The organism is Gallaecimonas mangrovi (assembly GCF_003367375.1).
GTDB lineage: Bacteria > Pseudomonadota > Gammaproteobacteria > Enterobacterales > Gallaecimonadaceae > Gallaecimonas > Gallaecimonas mangrovi.
The window spans coordinates 371983-396098 of the sequence record NZ_CP031416.1 but is presented as its reverse complement, the minus strand read 5'-3'; the positions used below and the strand labels follow the sequence as shown (position 1 = coordinate 396098).

The 24116-nt window shown below is 55.1% G+C and carries 19 protein-coding genes; 9 read left to right on the top strand and 10 right to left on the bottom strand.

What is annotated here, in order from left to right; translation table 11 throughout:
- Positions 1 to 16: 16 nt before the first annotated feature.
- Positions 17 to 2659, bottom strand: coding sequence for an aconitate hydratase AcnA (gene acnA / locus DW350_RS01860; protein ID WP_336406995.1), 2643 nt, complete (start codon positions 2657 to 2659; stop codon positions 17 to 19).
- A 476-nt stretch (positions 2660 to 3135) separates the two neighbouring features.
- Here acnA and DW350_RS01855 point away from each other — a divergent pair, with 476 nt between their 5' ends.
- Positions 3136 to 3594 (top strand): superoxide dismutase family protein, encoded by a 459-nt coding sequence (locus tag DW350_RS01855; RefSeq protein ID WP_115717219.1) that lies wholly within the window; start codon positions 3136 to 3138, stop codon positions 3592 to 3594.
- Positions 3595 to 3940: 346 nt separating this feature from the next.
- Here the strand turns inward: DW350_RS01855 and DW350_RS01850 are convergent, their stop codons facing one another.
- Together DW350_RS01850 and DW350_RS01845 are read right to left on the bottom strand one after the other, a co-directional pair.
- Positions 3941 to 4894, bottom strand: a complete 954-nt coding sequence (locus DW350_RS01850; protein WP_115717218.1) for a cytochrome d ubiquinol oxidase subunit II — start codon at positions 4892 to 4894, stop codon at positions 3941 to 3943.
- A complete protein-coding gene (locus DW350_RS01845) occupies positions 4894 to 6288 on the bottom strand; it encodes a cytochrome ubiquinol oxidase subunit I (RefSeq protein WP_115717217.1) in 1395 nt (464 codons plus the stop codon). Before DW350_RS01845 ends, DW350_RS01850 begins: the two co-directional genes overlap by 1 nt.
- Positions 6289 to 6530: 242 nt before the next feature.
- Here DW350_RS01845 and DW350_RS01840 point away from each other — a divergent pair, with 242 nt between their 5' ends.
- From DW350_RS01840 to DW350_RS01820, 5 genes are all read left to right on the top strand, one after another.
- The gene (locus DW350_RS01840) at positions 6531 to 8285 is read left to right on the top strand and encodes a sensor histidine kinase (protein WP_115717216.1); all 1755 of its coding nucleotides are present in this window, start codon (positions 6531 to 6533) and stop codon (positions 8283 to 8285) included.
- Positions 8282 to 9622, top strand: coding sequence for a sigma-54-dependent transcriptional regulator (locus DW350_RS01835; protein WP_115717215.1), 1341 nt, complete (start codon positions 8282 to 8284; stop codon positions 9620 to 9622). The genes DW350_RS01840 and DW350_RS01835 overlap by 4 nt, the downstream gene beginning before the upstream one ends.
- Positions 9623 to 9838: 216 nt before the next feature.
- Positions 9839 to 10285 carry a MarR family winged helix-turn-helix transcriptional regulator gene (locus DW350_RS01830; RefSeq protein ID WP_115717214.1) on the top strand — a complete coding sequence of 149 codons (447 nt, stop codon included), beginning with the start codon at positions 9839 to 9841 and terminating at the stop codon, positions 10283 to 10285.
- Positions 10282 to 11382, top strand: coding sequence for an HlyD family secretion protein (locus DW350_RS01825; RefSeq protein WP_226911368.1), 1101 nt, complete (start codon positions 10282 to 10284; stop codon positions 11380 to 11382). Before DW350_RS01830 ends, DW350_RS01825 begins: the two co-directional genes overlap by 4 nt.
- Entirely contained in the window at positions 11369 to 12937 is a 1569-nt protein-coding gene (locus DW350_RS01820; RefSeq protein WP_115717212.1) for an MDR family MFS transporter, read from the top strand. The genes DW350_RS01825 and DW350_RS01820 overlap by 14 nt, the downstream gene beginning before the upstream one ends.
- Before the next feature lie 56 nt (positions 12938 to 12993).
- Here the strand turns inward: DW350_RS01820 and DW350_RS01815 are convergent, their stop codons facing one another.
- Complete coding sequence (locus tag DW350_RS01815) at positions 12994 to 14727, bottom strand: DEAD/DEAH box helicase (RefSeq protein ID WP_115717211.1); 1734 nt, start codon at positions 14725 to 14727, stop codon at positions 12994 to 12996.
- A gap of 127 nt (positions 14728 to 14854) precedes the next feature.
- Here DW350_RS01815 and DW350_RS01810 point away from each other — a divergent pair, with 127 nt between their 5' ends.
- On the top strand, positions 14855 to 15256 hold the full coding sequence (locus DW350_RS01810) for an NINE protein (protein WP_115717210.1): 402 nt from the start codon (positions 14855 to 14857) through the stop codon (positions 15254 to 15256).
- Positions 15257 to 15337: 81 nt separating this feature from the next.
- Here DW350_RS01810 and speD read toward each other — a convergent pair whose 3' ends face one another.
- Both speD and DW350_RS01800 read right to left on the bottom strand, forming a co-directional pair.
- The gene (gene speD / locus DW350_RS01805) at positions 15338 to 16150 is read right to left on the bottom strand and encodes an adenosylmethionine decarboxylase (RefSeq protein WP_115717209.1); all 813 of its coding nucleotides are present in this window, start codon (positions 16148 to 16150) and stop codon (positions 15338 to 15340) included.
- A 243-nt stretch (positions 16151 to 16393) separates the two neighbouring features.
- Positions 16394 to 16801, bottom strand: coding sequence for an OsmC family protein (locus DW350_RS01800; RefSeq protein WP_115720529.1), 408 nt, complete (start codon positions 16799 to 16801; stop codon positions 16394 to 16396).
- 151 nt (positions 16802 to 16952) lie between these two features.
- On the opposite strand from DW350_RS01800, the gene crp reads away from it, so the two are divergent.
- Complete coding sequence (gene crp / locus DW350_RS01795) at positions 16953 to 17588, top strand: cAMP-activated global transcriptional regulator CRP (protein ID WP_115717208.1); 636 nt, start codon at positions 16953 to 16955, stop codon at positions 17586 to 17588.
- Here the strand turns inward: crp and DW350_RS01790 are convergent.
- Genes DW350_RS01790 through DW350_RS01775 form a run of 4 tightly spaced genes read right to left on the bottom strand, consistent with a single transcriptional unit; the run spans position 17573 to position 23230 of the window.
- Positions 17573 to 19462 (bottom strand): tRNA(Met) cytidine acetyltransferase TmcA domain-containing protein, encoded by a 1890-nt coding sequence (locus tag DW350_RS01790; RefSeq protein WP_115717207.1) that lies wholly within the window; start codon positions 19460 to 19462, stop codon positions 17573 to 17575. The two genes, crp and DW350_RS01790, sit on opposite strands and share 16 nt — an antisense overlap.
- Positions 19459 to 21399, bottom strand: coding sequence for a transglutaminase TgpA family protein (locus DW350_RS01785; protein WP_115717206.1), 1941 nt, complete (start codon positions 21397 to 21399; stop codon positions 19459 to 19461). Before DW350_RS01785 ends, DW350_RS01790 begins: the two co-directional genes overlap by 4 nt.
- A complete protein-coding gene (locus DW350_RS01780; protein WP_115717205.1) occupies positions 21396 to 22328 on the bottom strand; it encodes a DUF58 domain-containing protein in 933 nt (310 codons plus the stop codon). Before DW350_RS01780 ends, DW350_RS01785 begins: the two co-directional genes overlap by 4 nt.
- Positions 22325 to 23230: an AAA family ATPase gene (locus DW350_RS01775; RefSeq protein ID WP_115717204.1), complete on the bottom strand. Its 906-nt coding sequence runs from the start codon at positions 23228 to 23230 to the stop codon at positions 22325 to 22327. Before DW350_RS01775 ends, DW350_RS01780 begins: the two co-directional genes overlap by 4 nt.
- A 141-nt stretch (positions 23231 to 23371) precedes the next feature.
- Here DW350_RS01775 and DW350_RS01770 point away from each other — a divergent pair, with 141 nt between their 5' ends.
- On the top strand, positions 23372 to 24115 hold the full coding sequence (locus DW350_RS01770; protein WP_115717203.1) for a substrate-binding periplasmic protein: 744 nt from the start codon (positions 23372 to 23374) through the stop codon (positions 24113 to 24115).
- Position 24116: the final 1 nt, after the last annotated feature.

Genomic DNA, 24116 nt, shown 5'->3' with positions numbered 1-24116 from the left:
TCGTTAGCACTCATGCTTAAGAAGCAATCATGCCGCGCAGTACATGGTGCAAGATACCGCCGCTTTTGAGGTACTCAAGCTCGGTGTTGGTGTCCACCCGTGCAATCACTTCCTGCTCAACTGTTTCGCCACTGGGGCGCTCAATCAGCAGTTTTAAAGTGGCACGTGGTTTCAAAGAAGGCAGCCCCAACAGGCTGATTTTCTCATCACCCGTCAGCTTTAAGCTTTCTTTAGAGACCCCTTCAGGGAACTGTACCGGCAGCACGCCCATGCCCACCAGGTTGGAGCGGTGAATACGCTCAAAGCTTTGGGCAACCACGGCTTGAATGCCTTGCAGGGTAGTGCCTTTCGCGGCCCAGTCGCGGCTAGAGCCGGTGCCGTATTCCTTACCGGCAATCACCACCAGCGGCGTGCCTTCTTGCTGGTAGCGCATGGCGGCATCGTAAATGGCCATTTGCTCACCAGAAGGCACGTGGCGGGTATAGCCGCCTTCCACACCATCGAGCATTTCGTTTTTAATACGAATGTTGGCAAAGGTGCCGCGCATCATCACTTCATGGTTACCCCGGCGTGAGCCGTACGAGTTGAAGTCTTTTGGCGCAACACCATGCTCTTGCAGGTAACGGCCTGCCGGGCTGTCGGCTTTGATGTTACCGGCCGGCGAGATGTGGTCGGTGGTAATGGAATCGCCAAACAAGGCCAGCACCCGCGCCCCATGAATATCCTCAAGGGGTTTAACCGGTTCGGTAATGTGCTCGAAGTACGGCGGGTTCTGCACGTAGGTAGAATCGTTTGACCATTGGTAGGTTTTGCCCGGGCTCACCTTAATGGACTGCCAATCTTCGTCACCTTCAAAGACTTCGCCGTATTCTTTGAGGAACATGCCTTCATCCACCAGTTTTACCACCTCTTGGATCTCAGCCGCAGTCGGCCAAATGTCTTTGAGGTAAACCGGCTTACCGTCTTTGTCTTCACCCAAGGGTTGCTGCTGCAAATCAATGCGGGTGGTACCCGCCAGGGCAAAAGCCACCACCAGCGGCGGTGACGCTAACCAGTTGGCTTTAACCAGCGGGTGCACCCGGCCTTCAAAGTTTCGGTTGCCAGAGAGCACCGAGCTAACGGTAAGGTCACCCTTTTCAACCGCTTCACCAATGGCATCGGGCAGCGGGCCAGAGTTACCAATACAAGTGGTACAGCCATAACCCACCAGGTTAAAGCCCAGGGCGTTGAGGTATTGCTGCAAGTCGGCTTTGGCCAGGTAGTCGGTAACCACTTTAGAACCAGGGGCCAAGGACGACTTAACCCAAGGCTTGCGTTTAAGGCCTTTTTCTACTGCCTTTTTCGCCACCAAACCGGCGGCCATCATCACGCTGGGGTTAGAGGTGTTGGTACAGCTGGTAATGGCGGCAATTACCACATCACCTTGGCTCAGCGCATAGTCTTCACCCGCCACCGGCACTTGTAGCGCCTTCTCGGCACCACTTAATTCCAGCACGCCATCAATGGCTTTACCAAGCTCGGGCAAGGCCACACGGTCTTGCGGACGTTTCGGACCAGCAAGGCTTGGCACCACATCAGCCAAGTCCAGTTCCAAGGTATCGGTGAAGATAGGCTCGGGGGCAGAAGAGTCGCGCCAGAAGCCATTTTCTTTGGCATAGGCTTCAACCAGCTTCATGGTGTGCGGGTCGCGGCCAGACAGTTCCATATAGCGCAGCGTTTCGCCGTCAATGGGGAAGAAGCCGCAGGTAGCGCCGTATTCTGGCGCCATATTGGCAATGGTGGCACGGTCAGCAAGTGGCAAGTCATCAAGGCCTGGCCCAAAGAATTCAACAAACTTACCCACCACCCCTTTTTTGCGCAGCATCTGGGTAACGGTCAGCACCAAGTCGGTGGCGGTGGTGCCTTCTTTGAGTTTGCCCTTGAGGCGAAAGCCAATGACTTCCGGAATGAGCATGGAAATGGGTTGGCCCAGCATCGCCGCTTCGGCTTCAATGCCGCCAACGCCCCAACCCAATACACCCAAGCCGTTAATCATGGTGGTGTGCGAGTCAGTGCCCACCAAGGTATCAGGGTAAGCAACCCCGTCCTGGCTCCAAACCGCTTTCCCCAGATATTCCAGGTTTACCTGGTGGCAAATACCGGTTCCAGGCGGCACAACTCTAAAATTATCAAAAGCTTGCTGGCCCCAGCGCAGGAATTGATAACGCTCTTGGTTACGCTCCATTTCAATGGCAACGTTTTCGGCAAAGGCTTCGGGGCTGGCGAATTTATCCACCATTACCGAGTGGTCAATCACCAAGTCCACGGCAGAAAGCGGATTTATACGTTCCGGGTCGCCACCGGCATTGGCCATGGCGTCGCGCATTGCGGCTAAATCCACCACCGCCGGTACACCGGTAAAATCCTGCATCAGCACCCGGGCAGGGCGGTACTGGATCTCGCGGTCAGAACGCTTGGTTTTAAGCCAGTCGACGATAGCGTGAATGTCTTCGGTGGTGACGGTATCGCCATCTTCGAAACGCAGGAGGTTTTCCAACAATACCCTTAAAGAAAACGGCAGCCGGGTTACCTCACCGAGGTCCTTGACTGCCGCCAGACTGAAATAATCGTAGGACTCGCCATCCACTGCCAGCTTTTTGCGGGCCTTGAAGCTATCCAACGAGGCATTGATATTACTCACGACATTGCTCCTTGACGCTTTTTTATCCTGTTCATTCATGCTAGCACCATGAGAATTTCAAGAAAACCGTCAGATGCACCTCTCGTTAATCGACTATTCCGAATTTGGTGGAATTTACCGCTGACAAGCACCGCTTGCAAATAAGCTAGAAAAGGCCATTTACCCTTTTGATATATTTATAAAAAATAGAAAAACGCAGTCACAACAAGGGGCGACGCAAAAAGCACCTAACAACACGAACGCTGGCATTCACTTTTAAAAAAATAAGCTGACGTTAAGGTAAAGGGCGTTAAGTAAAGGCGAAGGCCTAACCGATATAAACCGGTATTTGACAATAGTTCTCAACTAGTTAGGCTAAAAACACTTACCCCAAACAGGCATCAGGCCTGCTTAGTATCGTAGTAAGTCAGCGAAATTTATCGATTTTTTGTCGTCAAAGACGCAAGGACACTGACATGTTTTCATCAATTGCTAAGAAATCTTTACCGCTTTTGGCCACCGCCCTGGTTGTAGCCACCGTTTCCGCACAGGCCAATGCCGCCGAGTTAAAAGCAAAAATTGGTGCCTACCCAGGCACCAAAGCAACCGTTACCGGCAAAGTCGATGTGAGCTTTAAGCATGGCCAAACCCTGTTGAAATACCATTTGATGGGTTTACCGCCTGTTGCTAATGGCGGCCTGCATATCCATGTCGGCAAAACCTGTGATGACGCCAGTAAAGTAGGCGGCCACTATTTCTCCCCCACCACCGCGGGTGACTATTGGAAAAGCGGCGAATGGTCGTCCGACACCAAAGGTGACGCCAAAGGCAGCTTCACCGTGCTATCTGACCTTGGTTACAAAGACAATAAAGGCCATGCCCTGGTTATTCACGGCCCAGACGGTGCCCGCATCGGTTGCGGAATCTTGAAATAATCCCGCCCGTAACAACAAAACCCGCCAACTGGCGGGTTTTTTAGGCAAAAAAAAACGGCAGTCATAAACCCCAAGGAGAATCGGAGTTATGACCACCGTTAGACGAATGTCACGAGGGAGCAAGGTCACCCTTGCCCCGGGCATCACCAATTAGACGAATTCACACGCAAAGAGTGATGGTGATGTTTAATCCCTGACTTGTCTTAAGAGCATCGTGCGTAGCCTGGATTTTTAAAGCTGACCAGGCATCAGCTGAGCAAAAGCCAACGCAGTGAGAAAGCCACTATCGACAGGCTGCCAAGGCCGCCTAGATAAAGACCCACAAACCACATCCATTTTTTAGCCATCAGTAACCCTCCTCAAAGTCGTGAACCTTGCCACGGAAGATCCGGTAACCCCACAGGGTGTAAGCCAGAATGATGGGAACGAAAATCAGCACGCCAGGCAGCAGGAACGTCAGGCTTTGACGAGGTGCAGCGGCGTCGAACAGGCTTAACCGGCCCGGTACCAGGTAGGGGAATAAACCCACTACCAGACCGATAAAGCCCATTACAAAGAGCGCAACGGCGCAGTAAAACGGTGCCACTTCAGAGTGTTTAAGACTCTTAAAGAGCGCAAAAGCAATCACCGCAGTGATAAACGGGATAGGCCACAACCAGCCGATGTTACTCATCCAGCGGGTATGCACAGAAGGCACCGCCAAGAAGTTCCAAAGGCTCACCGCAACCATGGCAATGATCACCAGCGCCAATAGCGGTTTAACCAAGCGCTTAGCTTTGTCTTGCAGGGCACCCGAGGTTTTAACCACTAAGTAAGTGGCACCCAACAAGGCATAACCTGCCATCACCGCAAAAGCCGTTAAAATGCTAAAGGGCGTTAATAATTGCTCACCGCCAGATTGCACTAAGCTACCCAGCATGAGGCCTTGGCAAAAAGCCGCAACGGATGACCCCAAACCAAAGGCCAGGTCCCACCACTGGCGAGAGCTGGTGGCCTTAAAGCGATATTCAAAGGCGATACCACGGAAAATTAGCGATATCAGCATCAGGCAAATAGGCAAATACAGCGTTGGCAACAAGGTGGCGTAGGCGGCAGGAAAGGCGCCCATCAAAATCACCCCACCAAAAACCAACCAGGTTTCGTTACCGTCCCAGACGTGAGAAACGGAACGCATCATCATGTCGCGGTCGTGTTGTTCGGGCAGGGCCGGGTACAAAATACCCAAGCCCAAGTCAAAGCCGTCTAACACCACGTACATCAGGATGGCAAAGCCGAGCAGCAGGAAATAAAACAGTTCCATCAGAAGCCTTCCTTCTTGAGTTCACGTACCCAGTTCAGGGCATAACCCGGCGCTTTCATACCGATCACCTGACTCTCCAGCTTGGCCATATCAGGCGGGCCTTTACGAACCAGCTTGCGGTAGAAGTGCAAGAAGGCGGTCAGCAATGCCAAGTAGGTCACCACGAACAGGGCAAAGGAAATAGCCACACGCTCGGCAGGCAGCTTCGACACCACTTGTTCAGTCCGCACCAAGCCATATACCAACCAAGGCTGACGACCAATTTCCACAACCCACCAGCCAGCTACAGTGGCGATAAGGCCAGCCGGGGTCATCAACACCAGCAACTTCAGTAACCATTTGTTTTCGTACAAGCGGGCACCGCGGCGCTGCCAGTTGGCAAAGAAGGCAACCAGTACCATCAACACCCCAAGGCCAACCATCACCCTAAAGGCAAAGAACACGGGCAGCAGCGGTGGGCGGTCTTGTGCCGGCACCGACTTCAGGCCTTGCACTTCACCGTGCAAGCTGTGGGTCAGAATGATCGACGCCAGATACGGAATTTTGACTTCCAGATGGTTGGTTTCGGTTTTTTCATCAGGGATGGCGAATAAACGCAGCGCCGGGCTGTGCTCAACCTTGTCCCAAATACCTTCCATCGCCGCCAGTTTAACCGGCTGATGTTCTTTTACTTCCAGGCCGTGCTCGTCGCCAACAAAGGCTTGCAGCGGCGCCAGAATAAGAATGAACCACAACGACAATGACAGGCCGCGTTTGGCAAACTCACGGTCGTAGCCTTTAAGTAAAAACCAGGCGCTGATACCGGCTACCAAGAAGTTGGCGGTCAGGAAGGTCGCCAGCAGCATATGCACCAGACGAATGGGGAAACTGGGGTTAAAAATCACTTTAAACCAGTCAACCGGTACGTACTGACCGCCCTCAAAGGCGTAACCCGCCGGGGTTTGCATCCAAGAGTTTGCTGCCAAAATCCAAAACGCCGACAGCACGGTACCAATGGCTACCACCACGGTGGCGAAGAAGTGCAGTTTTTCACCAACACGCTGCCAGCCAAATAACATCACACCCAAGAAGCCCGCTTCCAAGAAGAAGGCGGTCATCACTTCGTAGGTCATCAAAGGCCCAAGCACAGGGCCAACAATGTGCGAGAATTCACTAAAGTTGGTGCCGAACTCATAAGAGAGCACAATGCCGGTCACCACGCCTGAGCCAAAGGTAATGGCAAAGGGTTTTATCCAGAATTTAGCTAACTGCAAATAACGGGGATCGCGCGTCTTGAGCCACAACCCTTCCCAGGTTGCGATCAACACCGCCAAGCCGATAGTCATGGTCGGAAACAGGATATGAAGGCTCACGGTCCAGGCAAACTGGAGACGTGACAACAGCGCTACATCCACGACTTACCTCCGCACCCAACGACTGAAGAGCCAAGGAAGAGAAGCCAGCACAATGCTGCTTAATACCAGTAAAAGGTCAGGGAGAAATTGACTCATGGTCTACACCTTGCAGAAGACAACGTGCCAACTTGTCGCAAAGGTCGTGCCAACTTGGCGAAGCCTTGATTTACGTCAATTTCCGGCGTTAAGCTGCCGCCAGTTCGTCAACAGCGTTGACGACAAAATAGAGGAAAGTGTCAACGATGTTTACACCTGAGTTAGTGGTGGTGTTCCAAGTCGCCATGAGTGCCACCCTGCTGAGCGGCTTGGCCACGGCATTGTGGTTGTGGCGACAAACTGACCTCCGACCCCTGGCCGGCTTTGTGGCGATGATGGGACTTTGGTGCCTGGGCCATCTGCTCAGTCCTTACAGTCCCGGGTTGGCATTACCACTGCTGCTTGCCAACCCTTTTATGCCCAACACCTTCTTGCATTTCGCCTTGGGCTACCTGACAACGCACCCGGCCCGTAAGCGCAGGCTGCTGCGTTTAAGCTACGGCACCAGCGCTTTTATTTTCCTGTGTAGCCTCTTTGGCGGTGCCAGCATTTCGCCCTGGCCGCCCTTTAGCGGTTTTATTCACCTGCACCCGCTGGGCTGGCTGAATCTTGGCTGGACCGTTTTTCTTGGGATCTGCGCCCACGGGGTGCTGCTTAAAGCCTGGGGCGAACAAAAAAGTACGGTACGGCGCTCTATTCTGGCCATCTTCATGGTGGGCGGCTGGGGGCTGCTGTTAGCGTCGAGTTTTGTGTTCCCGTCCCTTGGCATCAATTACTTCCCTTACGCCATGTTAGCGCTGCCCAGTTACGTGTTGCTGCTGGTGTTTGCGGTGATGCGCTACCGGATGCTGGAAGTGAACCAGTGGGCCAGCCGCATTCTTATTGGCTTGGGGTTGGCGCTGCTGGTAGGGGTTGCCTCGGTACTTGCCGCCAGTCTGGGCTTTACTCGTTCCTGGCTGGTGCTCTGGACCTACTCCTTGGTGATACTGGCCGCCAGCGCCGTGCTTTACCCGGTGCTCAGCCGCTGGGTACGCCAGCTGATTTACCCCGGTGCGCGCCTTGACGAACAGCTTCTTGCCCGCTGGCGAAGCCGGCTACGCCAAGCCAGCGACTGGCCAACGCTGATGCAAGATGCCGAGCAGCTGCTGCAACAAGACCTTAATCTGGCCATTACCGTCAGCCAAATCGGCAGTGATGAAGGCCCGCATCTTTGCTGTTACAGCCATGGCCAGCTTTGGCAGGTGAACGTGACTGGCGGTGAAGAGCTGCTGCCTGCCCAGCGCCTGCAAATTGAAATTTTCGCCTCGCTGCTGGCCAGTGCTTGCGACAACCTAGAGCGCACTTTGGAACTGGCCGAAGAAGAAAAGCGCCGCCTGGACCAGCAGCATTTGGTGGAGCTAGGGGCGCTATCTGCGGCCATGGCACATGAACTGCGTAATCCCCTTAATATCATTGCCATGGCCTGCGCCCGCACCGAGGACAACACCCGCAGTTACATCCAAGAGCAGCTACGCCGCGCCGACCGTTTGATCCAAGACTTACTAACCTACGGCGGTAACCCGCAAATTGAAAAACAAGCGGTTGCCGTTGAAGCGCTGGTAAAAAGTCTGCCACAAAGCCAAGGCGTGGAACTGGCAATAGAAGCGGGCCTGCAGCTCAATGTCGACCCACACCGGCTTAGCCAAGTGCTGGTTAACCTCTTAGAAAATGCCAAAGCCTTTGCCAATAGCCGCATCCTTGTGGAAGCGAGCGGCCGCGTGGTTCGCGTGCATAACGATGGCCCCGCCATTGCAGAGGAGCTGACTGAGCGATTATTCCGGCCCTTTGTGACCAAAAGGCCTGGCGGTTCTGGTTTGGGCCTGGCCATCGTCGAGAGGATTATGCAAGCCCATGGCGGAGCGGTTAGACTGCGCACCGATTTGGGCTGGCCCATTACCTTCGAATTGGAGTTTCCCTTATGACAGGCCGCATTTTGCTGGTAGATGACGAAGTCGCCTTTTGCGAACTGGCCAGCGCCTGGCTAACCGAAGACGGCTATGAAGTGCAAAGCGCCCATAACCTGGCTGAGGCCAAAGCCCGGCTCAGCGATTTTGATGCCGACCTGATATTGCTAGACCTGGCGCTGCCGCCGGAAATGAGCCCGGACCACACCTTGGAGGCCCTACCCAGCCTTGGCGACCGGCCGGTGATTATTCTTACCGGTCATGCCGAGCGGCAACTCGCGCTCACCGCCATGGCCAAAGGCGCCTGGGATTTTCTGGCCAAACCGGTTGACCCTGACATGCTGGCGGTGGTTATTCGCCGGGCACTGACCAAGCAAAATCTCACCCGTGAGCTAAGCCTTTTGCGTAAAGCCAGCCAGGGGCCGCTTGATGAGTTAGTCGGCGCTGGCCAGGCCATGGCTAACCTCAAAGCCCTTATTCAGCGCATTGCCCCCACCGATGTGCCGGTGTTGGTAACCGGCCCTTCAGGCACCGGTAAAGAAATGGTCAGCCGCGCGCTGCATAAGTTATCGCGCCGCGCCGAGGGGCCTTTTATCTCGGTGCATTGCGGCGCTATTCCGGCAGAACTTCTGGAAAGTGAACTCTTTGGCTACAAAAAAGGCGCCTTTACCGGCGCCGACCGCGACCGCCCTGGCCTGCTGACCATGGCCGATAAAGGCAGCCTGTTTCTCGATGAAATTGGCGATATGCCATTGTCGATGCAGGTAAAACTGCTGCGGGTACTGCAAGAAGGCACCTTTTACCCTGTGGGTGGGCGCGAACAGCAAAGCATTGATGTGCGCGTTATTTCTGCCACTAATGCTGACTTGCAACAACGGGTTGCCGAGGGCAGTTTTCGTGAAGATTTGTTCTATCGGATAAAAGGCGTGAACCTGAACACCCCGGCCCTTGATGACCGCCCAGAAGATTTACCGCTTTTGTGCGAAAACCTGCTGGCAGAATGGAGCCGCCGTTCGGGCCGCAGCCTTCGCCTTTCACCGTCAGCACGGCAGTGGTTTTTGGCGCGCAGCTGGCCGGGTAATGTAAGGGAGCTAAAAAATACCCTGGAATCGGTTGCTGCTATTTGCCAAAGCCAGGTGGTCAGGCTGGACGACATTGCCCTGTTGTACCCAACCAGCGACGCGACAGAAGCCCAAGGCGACAGCCTGGAAGAGCAAGTCAGGGCGCTGGAAATTCGCCTTATCAGCCAGTCACTGGCGCAGCAGCAAGGCAACCGCTCGGCTGCCGCGCGGCAATTGGGTTTATCCCGGCAAGGGCTGCTGAAAAAGCTGGAACGTTACGGCCTTGACGCTTAATAACATCAGCGCCCAAAACCGTTGAGTTAACTTTACGCGCCCCGCCAATTCAAGCTGGGGCCGCGCCATTGCGCTCCGCCTCGGCCAGTACCACAATGTGGCCCTTCGCCTGCCAGACACCAGCCATGGTGAAAATCAGACGTTTTACCGCGTCAGCTAGATCTGGGCCGGTTATCGGCAATATAATTGACTTGTCATTTATTTAGTTTGCATCTAATGAAGCCAGAACATTTAAATCTAGGGGCGCAGATCGCTCAGATCGGCCGCCAGTGGCGGCTGACGCTGGATAAAAAGTTGCATCCCTTTGGGCTGACACAAGCAACCTGGTTGCCGCTGTGGTGCATAAAGCGCAACGAAACAGCGCTTCGCCAAAAGGATTTAGCCGCCCAGTTAGGCGTCGACGGCTCAGCCTTGGTGCGTATTCTCGATACGCTTGAAAAACAAGAATTTATTTATCGCCAAGAAGGTGAAGACAGGCGCGCAAAAACCTTACACCTGACCGACAAAGGTCGGCAGATCACCTCAACAGTAGATGACGTGGTGAACGATGTTCGGCTGCAGGTGTTAGGCCCTATCAACGAATCAGACCTCGATATAACCCAGGCCGTGCTCAAAGGCATATTGCAAAGCCTATGCAACCTGGAGAAGGAGAAAAAACAGTGAGTAGTACCTCCTCGACACCACGCCGGTTATCCAAAAAAACATGGATCTTCGCGGGTTCGGCACTGGTGATTGTTGCCGTTGTTGTGCTTTGGCTGACCAGTAAAGCAGGCAAGGTTCACGGTAATGACGCCCGTATAGAAGGTGAAGTGTTGAATATCTCCAGCCGCTTGGACGGTTGGGTAACCAAGCGTCCGGTCACCGAGGGCGACCATATCAAAAAAGGCCAGCTGTTAGCGGTGGTTGATGACCGCACCAGCACCTTGGATTTAAGTACCATTACCGCCCAAATTGGCGCCGCTGAAGAAACCGTCAACCAGTTGCAGGCCGAAAAAGACCTCACCGATAAACAAAACAGCGCGGCCGTTGACGAGGCGCAAGCCAACCTGCAAGCCGCCAAGGCGTCGATGAATACCGCCGACCATCAGCTGACCCTGGCGCAAAGTACCTTTAAACGTACCGACAAGCTGTTGAAAAAAGGCCTGACCAATCACCAACAATGGGACGACGACCATACCGCACTGTTGCAAGCGTCCGATCAGCAGCAGCAGGCACAGGCCGACTACAGTGCCGCCCAGGCAAAACTGTCTAAAGCCCAGGCAACACTGGGACAAACCACGGTTTTAAATAGCCAAATTCAGGTTGAGCAGCAACAAATTCAAGCACTGAAATCGCAAGCGGCGCAAACTCGTCAAAACATTGCTGACCTGAAACTACTCTCGCCTATTGATGGTGTGGTCGATAAAACCCTTATCGACAACGGCGATTATGCCCAGGCTGGGCAATGGTTGATGCTCATTCACGACCCAAGCAAGCTGTGGGTTGAAGCCAATATCAAAGAAACCAAAATCGGCAGTATCAAAGTTGGCCAAACCGTTGATATTCATGTTGATGCTTACCCCAATGCCACCTTCACCGGCACCGTGACCCGGGTTGGCAATGCCGCCACCAACCAGTTTGCCTTGCTGCCTAGCCCTAACCCGTCAGGTAACTTCACCAAAATCACCCAGCGGGTGCCGGTGCGTATTCACTTTGACCATCTCGACCCGCGCCTCAAACCTGGCTTGATGGTAGAGGTGGATATCCATGTCGGCGCTTGAGGTTCAGGCCCAGCGGTTTGGGCCTAGCTATCGTTACCTCATCACCTTAACGGTGATGCTGGGCACCATGGCCACCACCTCTACCGCCACCATCGTGAATGTCGCCCTGACCGACATCATGGGCGCCTTCGGTATGGGCACCGACCAAATACAGTGGCTTTCTACCGGCTTTTTGGCCGCCATGACCGCCACCATGTTGATGACGGCTTGGGCCATTAACCACCTGGGCTACAAGGCTACCTTCAACATTGGCATGCTGGTGTTTGTGGCCGGTTCTTTGTTAGGAGCCGTCAGTACCGGTAGCGGTACGGTGATCTTGGCCAGGGTTATTCAAGGCGCGGCATCCGGGGTGCTGCAGCCCTTTGCCATGGTGGTGGTATCGCAGGTGTTTCCCGCCGAGCAGCGCGGCAAGGCGATGGGGATCTTCGGTATGGGGGTGGTGTTAGCCCCCGCCCTTGGCCCGACCGTTGGCGGTATTCTGGTTGACCAATACAGCTGGCGCGACGTGTTTTTGGTGGTGGTGCCCTTTTGCGTTTTGGGCGTCATGGCGGGCAATGTATTGCTGCCGTCTCGCGACCACAGCCCCGACAAACCGCGAGTGCCTTTTGACCTGTTAGGCTTTGTACTGCTCTGTATCGCCTTAACCTTGCTACTGACCGGCCTGTCTAATGGCCAGCGCTATGGCTGGCAGTCAGACAGCATTCTTGGCTGTTTTGTCGGCTCCCTTGTCGCCACCGGGCTCTTTATTTGGTGGGAACTCAGTTGCCGCTACCCGCTGCTAGAGCTGCGGGTGTTTGGTGTTGGCCAGTTTACCGCCGCCTGTGTTGTTGCTTTCGCCCTAGGCGCCGGGATCTACGGCTCAACTTACATCGTTCCGCTCTTTTTGCAGACGGTGCAGGGCTACACCGCCACCCGTTCCGGGATGCTGATGATGCCCGCCGGGCTCATTCTCACCGTTATCTTCCCGTTAGCAGGCCAGCTTACCGACAAGGTGCAACCGCACATTCCGATCATCGCCGGTTTGGCGCTGTTTGGGGTGTCGTGCTGGCTATCGCAAGGGGTGGATATTGATACATCCTTTTTGCAGATGGCAATTTGGGTGCTGATTGGCCGCATTGGTTTGGGGCTGATGCTACCGGCACTAAACGCAGGGGGCTTGCGGACACTGCCAGCCGAATACCTGGCACAAGGGGCCGGCAGCCTGAACTTTATCCGCCAACTGGGCGGTGCCTTCGGGGTGAACTTGCTGTCGGTACTGGTCGATAGGCGTACCTTCTTGCACTCCGATGCGCTGGCACAAACCCTGACCACCGATAACTGGGCACTGGCAGAGGAAGTGCGGCGCTTGGGGCTGTTTTTCAGCCATTGGGGAAACCCCTTTGGTTACACCCTGCCACTGAAAATAAACCCCGGCATTTTGGAGTACATGGAGCGCGTAGTGCTGCCAAAAGCCAGGCTGCTGGCTTACCAAGATGGCTTTTTAGCAGTGTCGATTTTGTTCTTCCTGACCATTATTCCCGCTTGGCTGATGGGTCAGCGGCGCCGAAAAGCCTAAACCTTCAGCACAAAAAAAGCCCGCATCATGCGGGCTTTTTCATTGGCGGCGAGCAATCAGTTGTTGCTGCCATCAACCAGGCGCAGTTTCATCGGCCGCGAGCAGATAAACACGCGCTGGAACTGACGCTCGATATCCTTCGGCATACCCTTGGGCAGCATCACTACGCTGTGCTCGTCGTGAATTTTAATCTGGCCAATGTACTTGGAGCTGATCTTCGCTTCGTTGGCAATGGCGCCAACGATATGACGAGGAGTAGCACCATGGCTACGGCCTACATCCAGGCGGTACGCTTCCATGTCGGCATTGTTGCGCTCAGGGCGTTCGCTGCGCTCGCGACGCGGACGCTCGTCGTTGCGGTCAAAGCGGCGCTCACGACGCTCACCACGGTCGTTACGGTCATTGCGACGATCGCCACGGCGGCCGTCACGGTCAAATTCACGGCGCGGACGGTCATCACGTGGGCCACGGGCGCTTGGCATTTTCGGTTCGGCACCCACCACTGTCAGCGGTTGGTGGCCTTCCAGCAGTGCCAGCAAGCTTGCCGCCAATTCGTTAGCGTCCAGCTCCAGCTCTTCACCTAAACGGGCAACCAATTCCAGACGCTGTTGATGCTCAGCAGCGGCCAGGCCGGTTTTCAGTTTCTCTAAACGGCGCTCGAAAATGGTATCGCTGCTTGGCAGCTCAATAGCATCTACCTTTTGGCGAGTCACTTTCTCAATGCGGCCCAGCAAGAAACGCTCACGCGGGGTGTACAACAATACCGCGGTGCCGGTACGGCCAGCACGGCCAGTACGGCCGATACGGTGCACGTAAGCATCTGGCTCGCGGGGGATATCGTAGTTCACCACCAAACCAATGCGCTCTACGTCCAAGCCACGGGCGGCAACGTCGGTTGCTACCACGATGTCCAAGCGGCCATCTTTCAGGGCTTCAACGGCGGCTTCACGCTCTTTCTGGCCCAAGTCGCCGTTCATGGCGGTAGCTTTAAAGCCACTGTTGTTAAGGTGCTCAGCCAAAGACACGGTGGCGTCTTTGGTGCGGGCAAAGATGATGGCCGCGTCGAACTCTTCCACTTCCAGCACCCGGGTCAATACCGCAGGCTTGTGCTCTTCGAACACCATCATGCCTTTTTGGGTAATGCGATCGACAGTTTGCGCCGGCGCAGAAACCTTCACTTCCTGGTAGTCGCCCATGAATTTGGCAACCAGGTTGCGGATCATCGGCGGCAGGGTGGCGGAGAACAGTGCGGTCTGACGCTCGTCCGGGGTTTCACCCAGAATACGCTCAACGTCTTCGATAAAGCCCATGCGCAGCATTTCGTCGGCTTCATCCAGCACCACCGCTTTGATGGTATCCAGGGTCAAAGAACCACGGTCTAAGTGGTCAATCAAACGGCCAGGGGTAGCAACCACCACCTGAGCACCGCGGCGCAAGTCGCCGCGCTGGGGACCAAAAGGTGAACCACCGTACAAGGTGACCACTTTCAGGCCCGTCATAAAACGGCCAAAATCTTCTAAGGCGCCAGCAACCTGTTGGGCAAGCTCACGGGTTGGGGCCAATACCAACATTTGCGGAACGCCATGGTTGGTATCGATGCTAGAGAGCAGCGGCAGACCAAAAGCAGCGGTTTTACCGGTACCGGTCTGTGCTATGCCCAGAACATCGCGACCTTCCATAAGCAGCGGGATACAACTGGCTTGGATGGGGGACGGCGTAACGAAACCCATTTTCTCCAAGGCTTGCATAATCGGCTGAGGCAAGGAAAGTTCGGAAAAGGTCGCAGACATAGCGGCTCTCTGTAGCGTAAAAGGCCGCGCATTATACGGGTATTTTTTACGCAGTGCGCAGTTTTTTTATAAGAGTTTTCAGCTTAGGCTGATAGATGTTAAAAAAAGACAGAAGGGACATCCACTTATGCAACTTACCGATACGCACTCCAAACTCCTTGGTTACCTTCTGTGGCTATTCGGCTTTACCGGCTCGCACCGGTTCTACTACGGCAAACCCATTACCGGCACCCTTTGGTTTTTCACCTTCGGCTTGTTTTTGATTGGCTGGCTAGTGGATTTATTCCTCATTCCAGGCATGGACGACGAAGCCGACCAACGCTTTATTCCCGGCCCTATCGATTACAGTGTCGCTTGGCTGTTATTAACCTTTTTAGGCCTCTTTGGCCTTCACCGCTTTTACCAGGGCAAAATCATCAGCGGCCTGATTTATCTGCTGACCTTAGGCCTGTTCGGCTTTGGCATTCTTTACGACTTTTGGACCCTTAATCAGCAGATTTCCGAGAAAAACAGCCTTTTTCGCCGCTAACGATGATGCCGCTACCAGCCAGGCTTTGGCCTCACTAACAACCACAAAAAAGGGCCGTTACGGCCCTTTTTTTTATGCAGTTTACTTGATGTCCGGAATGTTACGGCCGTAGTAAATTTCCTGCATTTCTTTCCAGAGTTTCTCAGTGATTTCTTCTATCTCATTACCGGTTAGGTCGTTCTTATCAACGCCGAATAGGTAATGGTTAAGGTCGTAATCCTTGAGCATCATCTTGGTGTGGAAGATGTTCTCTTGGTACATGTTCACATCCACCATCTGGTACTGACTTTTGGTGTCTTCAGACAAGAAGTTCTGGATGGAGTTAATTTCGTGGTCGATATAGTGCTTAGTGCCACGCACATCGCGGGTAAAGCCACGCACCCGGTAATCGACGGTGACGATATCGGATTCAAGGGCATGAATAAGGTAGTTCAGCGCCTTCAGTGGTGAGATAACGCCACAAGTCGACACTTCGATATCGGCACGGAAGGTACAGATACCATCATCGGGGTGCACTTCCGGATAGGTGTGAACACAGATGTGGGATTTATTCAGATGCGCTACTACGGAAGAGTCCGCCGGAATGGGGCCGGGCTTTTCGGAAGTATCCACCTGCTGGGAGTCCTTCAGCGGCTCTTCAGACACCAAGATGGTGACCGAGGCCCCTTGGGGGTCGTAGTCCTGGCGAGCTACATTGAGAATATTGGCACCGATGATGTCACACACCTCGGTCAGAATGTCGGTCAAACGATCGGCATTGTACTGCTCATCAATGTACTCAATGTACTCCTGACGCTGCTTTTCCGTCTTGGCATAGCAGATGTCGTACAGACAGAAACTGAGGCTTTTAGTCAGATTGTTAAAGCCGTGCAGCTTGAGTTTGGACTCTTCCACTTCTCGGGTTCCTCACCTACCTGGCCGCATGGGCGACCTTGCGTTAACACGGGTTGCACTCTTTTGAATACAACGCACACCTATGCCGACTTGGCGGCAGACAGAGCCATTGCTGGTCTGCATGTCGAGACGCTAAAGCATTGAAGCGCCTTGATATGCATTCGCTATTCGCGAAAACAACGACGCCGCGACGGGCCGCTCGGGCCCGTCACGGTGTAACGCATCAACGAATTGATGCCCAGGTTACGGTAGGTCGACGATGCGGTAGCTGTGGCGCACATTGGCCGCCTTTTCCAGCATCTTCGATACCGAACAGTATTTGTCCATGGACAGGCTAACAGCACGCTCAACGTGCTTTTCCTGAACCCCATGGCCGGTTACCACGAAAACCAGTTCTATATCGGTGAAAACCCGCGGGTGATCGTCAGCGCGCACCGCTTTGATCTCAACCTCGCAGTCGGTCACGTCTTGGCGAGCCTTTTGCAAAATGGACACCACATCCACCGAGCTACAGCCGCCTACCGCCAGCAGCACCATTTCCAGCGGGCTGGCACCTTTCCCGGGGTTATCGCCGTCCATCAACACCTGGTGGCCACTGCCACTGGTGCCTAAAAACTGCATCCCCTCAAGCCACCGAACCTTCGCTTCCATCGCTGCTTCCAGACCGCCTTCACCAAAGTGGGCGCAACGATACCACAACGAAATGTCATTGAAAGGATCATTTTGTGCTTGATGCTCCACGTCGACCCTGCGAAAGTGTGATAACGTCCATAAATTCAATGGTTAGAAGTGAGGCTAAACCATGGCAATCCTTGGTCGCATACCTACCGACCCCGTGCTGGAACGGTTTCTCTCCCACTGCCATGTCAAACAATACGGTGCCAAAGCCCCCATCATTCATCAGGGTGAAAAGGCGGACACACTTTACTACGTGGTAAAGGGTTCGGTGGTGGTACTGATTAAGGATGATGAAGGCAAAGAGATGATCCTGTCCTACCTCAACCAGGGGGACTTTTTCGGAGAACTCGGGATTTTTGAAGAAGAGCCAGTGCGTACCGCCTGGGTCAGAACCAAGAGTCAATGTCAGATAGCGGAAATGAGCTATCAGAAATTTCGCCAGATCATCCAGCAAGACCCGGAGATCCTGTTCAAGCTGAGCACTCAGATGGCTAAGCGTCTGAGCTTTACCAGCCGTAAAGTGGGCGATTTGGCCTTCCTTGACGTGGCTGGCCGCATTGCACAGACCTTACTGAATCTGGCTAAACAGCCCGACGCTATGACCCACCCCGACGGCATGCAAATTAAGATCACCCGTCAGGAGATTGGCCAAATAGTGGGTTGCTCCCGTGAAACCGTGGGCCGAGTGCTAAAAATGCTCGAAGAGCAGAACCTCATCCACGCCAGGGGCAAAACCATCGTGGTTTACGGCACCCGCTGAGCCACATCCCGTCGTAATTCAGTCAGGACCGCTTTTCGCGGTCCTAGCTGTTTTATGGGAGTACCACTTAGCAGTGCCAGCAGCAGCGCTGGGCATTGGCCCTTCGCCGCCAAGTGCCACCCCAAACGCCATAACGGCAGCCGCAGGGTATCGATACTGCCGCCGCCTTGGGCAAAACGTTTTAGCTCCGCTTGGTCATGTGAACTCAGTGGCGGGCTGCTTGCCCCTTGAAAAAGGCCATTTATTAGCTCTTTCGGCAAGGGTTGCTGCCAGGGCAAGGTTTCCCAAAATCGCGCTTCCACCTGGCTAACAAAGACCGCGGCCGCATCGGTTTGCGCTTTCGCCATCATCACCGACGCCAAGCCTGATGCCGCATCAACGCTGGTGCCAAGCCGCAAAGGCTGCCAGCCGGCGCGGCGCCAAAAACGCACTAAATCGGTATCGCCAGCAAAGCTCACCAGCAGTAGACCAAAACGGCGTTCCAGCTCTTCAAGCAACCAGCTGCCCAGCCCCTGGCGCTGCTCGGACACGGCAATCCGCATCACCCGCATGCCGGTAAAAGAAGGCGCCTCTTTAAACCCCATGTGGCTACTAAGAGACTGCAACACCAAGTGCCCTTTGGGCCGGCGCTGGCCTAGATAAATTGCCTGACAAAGTTCAGCATCAAGGCCGCCTTCAGCCACCAGTGCCACCACCCCCAGCACCTTGTCCTGGCGGCATGCCAGCACAAATTGCACCGCAGGGTCAGTTAACCAATGCTCGATATCAGCAGGCGAAGTTTGATAGTGAGCACTGACCAAAAGCCCCATCGCCGCCTTGAGCCAGGTGGGTCTGGCCACCAGTTCGGCGGCAGTTAACCAGTGCAGCGCCACCGGGCCTTTGGGGCAAACATCCGGCTCGGCAGCCAGTAACAGCAGTTGGTTAACCAGCTTTTCTACCGGGCAACCGGGAGCCCAGCGCACCGGCGTTGTCAGATGTAACTGCTGAGTACCGGGATAACGCGCCTTGAGCTTCGGCAAAAAACGCAGCGCAAAGCCGCGCCCCGAGCCTTCGTAGCCATGCAAGGTACTGGAGAAAACCAGCCTTTTGTAATGACTGGCAAAAGCATCTAGCTGCGGGGTGGGAATGGCTGCGGCTTCATCGACCAGTAGCAATGCCGCCTCGGGCTTTTCAGCCAGCAGGCGGTCGGGCGGGTAAAAGTGTAAGCAATGGCCTTGCCAATGCAGGCTCTGCCCGGCCATGTCAGCACTGGGCAATTGTTGTTTGGCAAAGGCAAACAGCGGGGCCAAGGCTTCAAAGCGGGGCGCCGTTACCACAACAGGGCTGCGCCCGGCTTTAAGGGCCTCGGCCGCCAAGGTACCCAATAATGCAGTTTTACCGCGGCCGCGGTCGGCCGTCAGCACTAAGGGTCGGCCCCGGTGGCCACTGAGCACCTTAATGCCAGCCGCCAAAGCCTGTTGCTGGTCTGCCGTTAAGCCAGCTACAGGCTGGTATGGCGCACCAGCGTGCTGCTGAAATTGCCGTAACTGCGATGCCAACCAAGCACCCAGCGCGCTTTGCGCTGCCAGTAGCGCCAATGGCGGGGTGAGCAATACCAGCAAGCCGCCGCCACTAAGGCAGCCCGACAAGGCGCCCAAAGCATTTAGGTGCAAGCCGCTATGCCAATCCACCACCAGCAAGTCACATTCTTGGCCGAGGTAGTGCCGCGCTTCATTGGCCTTAATGCCTTCGCCACCGAGCCAAAGCGGTTGCCTGGCGGCTGTAAAAAGCGCTTTGGCTTGCTCGAGATGCTGCGCTTTATCGCCAGCCAGCAACAGTAAACGCCGTTGCCAACTGCTGGCAGCTTGTGCTTTTAAGGTGTTGATATCCTTCATGGGGCTATTTTCGCGGATCGCGGCAAGGCGCGCACCCGTCTTTTTAATTCTTTTAATAAGCCGGCGTCACTTTGCTGATAACGCAGCTGCTGATAGAGCGCCGTTATCTGCTGCCAGGGCTCGGCAAGCTGCGGCTTAAGCCTTGCCACCCTTAACGCAAAATCGCCTGGGGCTTCCCCCGGTTCGCGGTTAAGGCCGGTTTTGGCGCAGCCTTTGAGATAGCAGCGGCTTACCGCCTTTTGCACCGGCGCCAGGTCGCGGCGCGTCCACCAATGCAGCGCCACCAACAGCACCAGCAGTAAACCGCCAAATAACAGCGCCGCGCTCAGGCCGTTATGGTTTCCCAGCAACCAGCCCAATAATTGCTGACGGCGGCCACTGTCGTAGTTAAGCACCCAGCGATTCCAGCGATAATCCATCAACGCCGCCTGATAGCGCAGCCATTTCATTGTCGGCTGCTGCTTTAACTGCCAAAGCCAACCACCACCGGCACTAAAAGCCGGGTTGGCGGCCATGGCGCTCAAGCCACCACTTACCCGGCTTGGGGCCACTTGCGCTGTGGGGTCAAAGCGCACCCAGCCTTGTGGCGGCAGCCAGGCTTCTACCCAAGCATGGGCGTCATATTGATATAGGGCGTAAAAGTCGCCTTCCGGTAAATATTGGCCACCTTGATAGCCCGCCACAATACGCGCCGGAATGTTCGCCGCGCGCAATAGCGCCGCTAACGCCGACGCGTAGTGGCCACAAAAACCGGTGTGGGTTTCAAATAAAAACTGGTCTACCGCGGCCTTACCCAAGGGCGGTGGCGACAAACTGTAACGAAACTGGCTGCCAGCAAAGTAGCGGTTCATGGCTTGGGCCAGCGCCGCATCGGCCGGGTATTGCTGGCGAAGTTGCTGCGCCAAGGCGAGGGTTTTGGGGTTATCAGGCGGCGGCCGGCGGTTATAAGCCAGCTCCCGCTTCGACGCTTGGCCGCGCTTTGCCTCAGCCAAGCGCAGCTGAAACTGGCGGGTCTTTAGTATCGGCGTTTTGGTCACTAGCCGCCGGTCGGCGGTGAGCACCAGCTCTGACGACAGCGGCTGGCTACCGTCTAGCACCGGCAACCAAGGCTTGCTGGTGGCCGACATCATTAAGGTCCAATCCTGGCCCGGGCTTAATGTAAAAGGCACGGATTTATCTTCGGCTTGCTGGCGAAAGCTTGCCTGACGCCAGCTTCTACCATCAAAGTCTTCCAAGGTTAAGGCGCGCCAATAAAGCCCTGAGGAAGCAGGATGCCAGGGTAACACCGCCCGAAAGGCAAGCTCGGTTGATTGCGCTAATGAGGAAAAATCCCCGGGACTCATCACATCAGAAAGGCCGGTCGTTGCCGATTGCGCATTGGGCATTTGCCAAAGTGGCGACAGCCTTGGCAGCAGTAAAAACAGCAATAAGGTAAAAGGCAGGCTGGCTATACTCAGTCGCCCAAGGCCCTTAAGTTGTAACCGCCACGGCTGGCCGCCGTGCAAACTTACCAGCACCGCCAGTTGCATCAAGGCCGCCAGCAACAAATACAGCGCCATGGCCATCGACTGATAACGCACCAAATTGGTGGCCAATAAAAAAAGTCCAAACAGCACCAGCGCAAACAAGTCGCGTGGGGCTTTAATTTCGAGCACTTTCAGGCTGTACCCGAGCACCAGCAGCGACACCATGGCCAGATACACGCCTTTGCCCGGCAGACTGAAGGCAAGGGTAACCGCCCCGGCTAGCGCCAGCAGCACCAACAGCCAGCGCGGCGGCTGGCCAAAGCGGCCAAGGCAGATACCGCTACACCAGGCCAGGCAAAACAGGTTCAGCACCACCAGTACCCACCCTACCCGGTTCCAAGTGGGGAGCACCGCCATGAGTTGCGAGGCGATCAGCAGCAGTAAGGTGCGCCTGGGTAGGTACCATCTCATGCAGGTTTACCCAAGCATGCCAAGGCGGCCAGACAGCGGTTGCAGTGGCTATGGCCGCTGCCGGGAGCAATGTCCATGGCGCCAAGGTCAAGGCCGTATAACAGCTGCTTTTCATTAGCATCCAATACCTGCCAGGCAAGCCTTGCCAGGCGCTGTTCTAAATCCCGGCCCTTAATGTCAGCAAGGCGCAGCCAGCGGCTGTCACTTTGTGGTGAGGCAAACTCCTTTGACCACATGCCGCGGCCTTGGGCCAGCTGTTTCCAGGCCACCCGCCGCAGTGGGTCGCCCGGCTGGTAATTTTTAAGCCCCTGCCAGTCATCTTCACCTTGATGCAGAGCGGTTTGCTGGCCCTGGCCGGCGCTCTGATGGCCGCGAGGCCAAGGCTCTGGCTTGGGATACAAATGCACAACTTGGTCCAGGTCTGGGTAGCTCCAGGCCCGAAACAGCCCCAACGGATAACGGCAAGCTACCGTTAACCGGCCCGGCCGATAACGCCCCCGCGGCCCCGGGCTGGCCAGCAATACCAAGCGCTGCAACCCGTCTATATCAGTGCGGCGCAGCGGGCCATTTTCAAAGTGAAACTCCAGCGCCCAGTGACTCAAGCCTTCGGCCTGCACTTCCAAGCGCACTTCATCGCCCGCTACCTGCGGCTGACTGTTGATGCGGTTAAGCCGTAAACCGGCCAAATTACGGTGGGTAAAGTACATGCTGCTGGTAAAAAGGCTGACCAGAAAAAAGGCCAGCAGCAGCACCAGATTATTTTGGTAATTGGTGCCCAATAAAAATACCGCCAACACCAAAGTGAGAAAGGCATAACCAAAGGGCGTGGGCAAAATATAGATATTGGCGTTACTGAGTAAAGCGCGGCTTGCCGGCGGCTGCCGGCGTGCCAAAAAACGCGCTAACCAGCGTTTGCGCCAGGGGCTCATGTCAGTACCGGATCGACAGCGCCAAGCACCAGGCTGGCATAGGCTTGCTGGCCACCTTGCACCACTGGGCTCAACCGGTGTTCGGCCACCGCCGGGAAGATGGCTTTAATATCCTCCGGCAAGACATAGTCGCGCCCGGCTAAAAAAGCCCAGGCTTTGGCAGCCGCCAAAATAGCCTTACCGGCCCTTGGCGACAGCGGCCTTGGCACTTCGGCCATGTCTCTTGAGGCTTTTAACAGCGCCAGTAGGTAATCGAGCAAGTCATCAGAGGCCCGCACACTGGCAACAGCCTGTTGCAGCTCGGTAAGGCCCGCCACATCAAGCAGTGGGCTGAGAGTTTGGTGCGCCAGGGCTTCCCCTTTAAGCAGCCTTTTTTCCGCCGCGGCTGGCGGAAAACCCAAGGTGATGCGCATGGTAAAACGGTCTAACTGCGATTCGGGTAGCGGATAAGTACCGGCTTGGTCGACCGGGTTCTGGGTGGCAATAACAAAAAACGGGCTAGGCAGCGGATAGGTTTGGCCGTCGATACTGACCTGCCCTTCCGCCATGGCTTCTAGCAAGGCACTTTGGGTTTTAGGGCTGGCGCGGTTAATTTCATCTGCCAGCAAAACCTGACTGAACAATGGCCCGGGTTGGAAGTCAAAATGGCCGTGTTCCTGGCGGTAAATCGACACGCCGATAAGGTCGGCTGGCAACATGTCAGAGGTAAACTGCACCCGCTGGTATTCCAGCCCCAAGGTGGCCGCCAGGGCATGGGACAAGGTGGTTTTTCCGGTTCCCGGCAGGTCTTCAATCAACAGGTGGCCGCCACTTAGCAAACAACAAAGCGACAGGCGAACGGGCTCATCCTTACCCAATAACACCGCATTTAGCTGTTTTAAAATTGAATTGGGCAGGGTCACAAGGGCATCCTCTTTTTTGTTTTCTTAAGCCTAGGCGCTGTTGCTAAGTCTTTCATTGCTAAGTAGCAATTGAGGGCCTTTATTCTCAAACCGCCAAGCTTCGCCTAAGATATAGCTGACCAGTGGCTCGAGGAGTACACAATGAAAAGCAAGATTATTCCCCTGGTATTGATGTTGGCCGCAACGGCGGCGCATGCTCAAGAGCTGCGCCTGCGTGGGCCAGCCGACTACCCCTTCACTAGCCAACCCGGCGCCAACCCCGGCTTTTTTGTGGAAGCCGCCGAAGACATTCTTAAAGCCCACGGCCAAGACCCGAATTATCGCGTGGTGCCTTGGAATGCCATGATCGCAGGCGGTGAAAGCGGCCTGTACGACTGTCTGCTAGGTATTCATACCTCAGAAGCACCAGAGCTGAACTTCACCAGTGAAGCTTGGACGGTGATGTCGCCCCATCTTTATGTGCGCACCGAAGATCCTCTCAAGTACCAAGACTTAAGCAGTTTTCAAAACCGCTTGGTGGGGGTATTGAAAGATTCGCGCATGGAAGCGGCGCTGCAGCCGATGAAGAAATACAAGCCTGACAACCTCAAGGTCTTTTTGCGCAAAGAAGGCCAGGGTATGGACGAAATGGTGCGCGAATTACGCTTTGGCCAAATAGACGTCATTGCCGCGCCTAAAACCTTTATGGACCATTACCTGAAGGAACACGACCTGACCAAGGTTATTCGCGACGTTGGCCGCTTCACTAAACCGGTGCCGCTCTATATTGCTTGCTCCAATAAAAGCAATGGCGTGCAGCTGGTTAAATGGCTTAACCAGGGCCGCTTTGACCTGATGCGAGACGGTAAATGGCAGGCACTGAAAGAAAAATACGGTGTTGAATAAT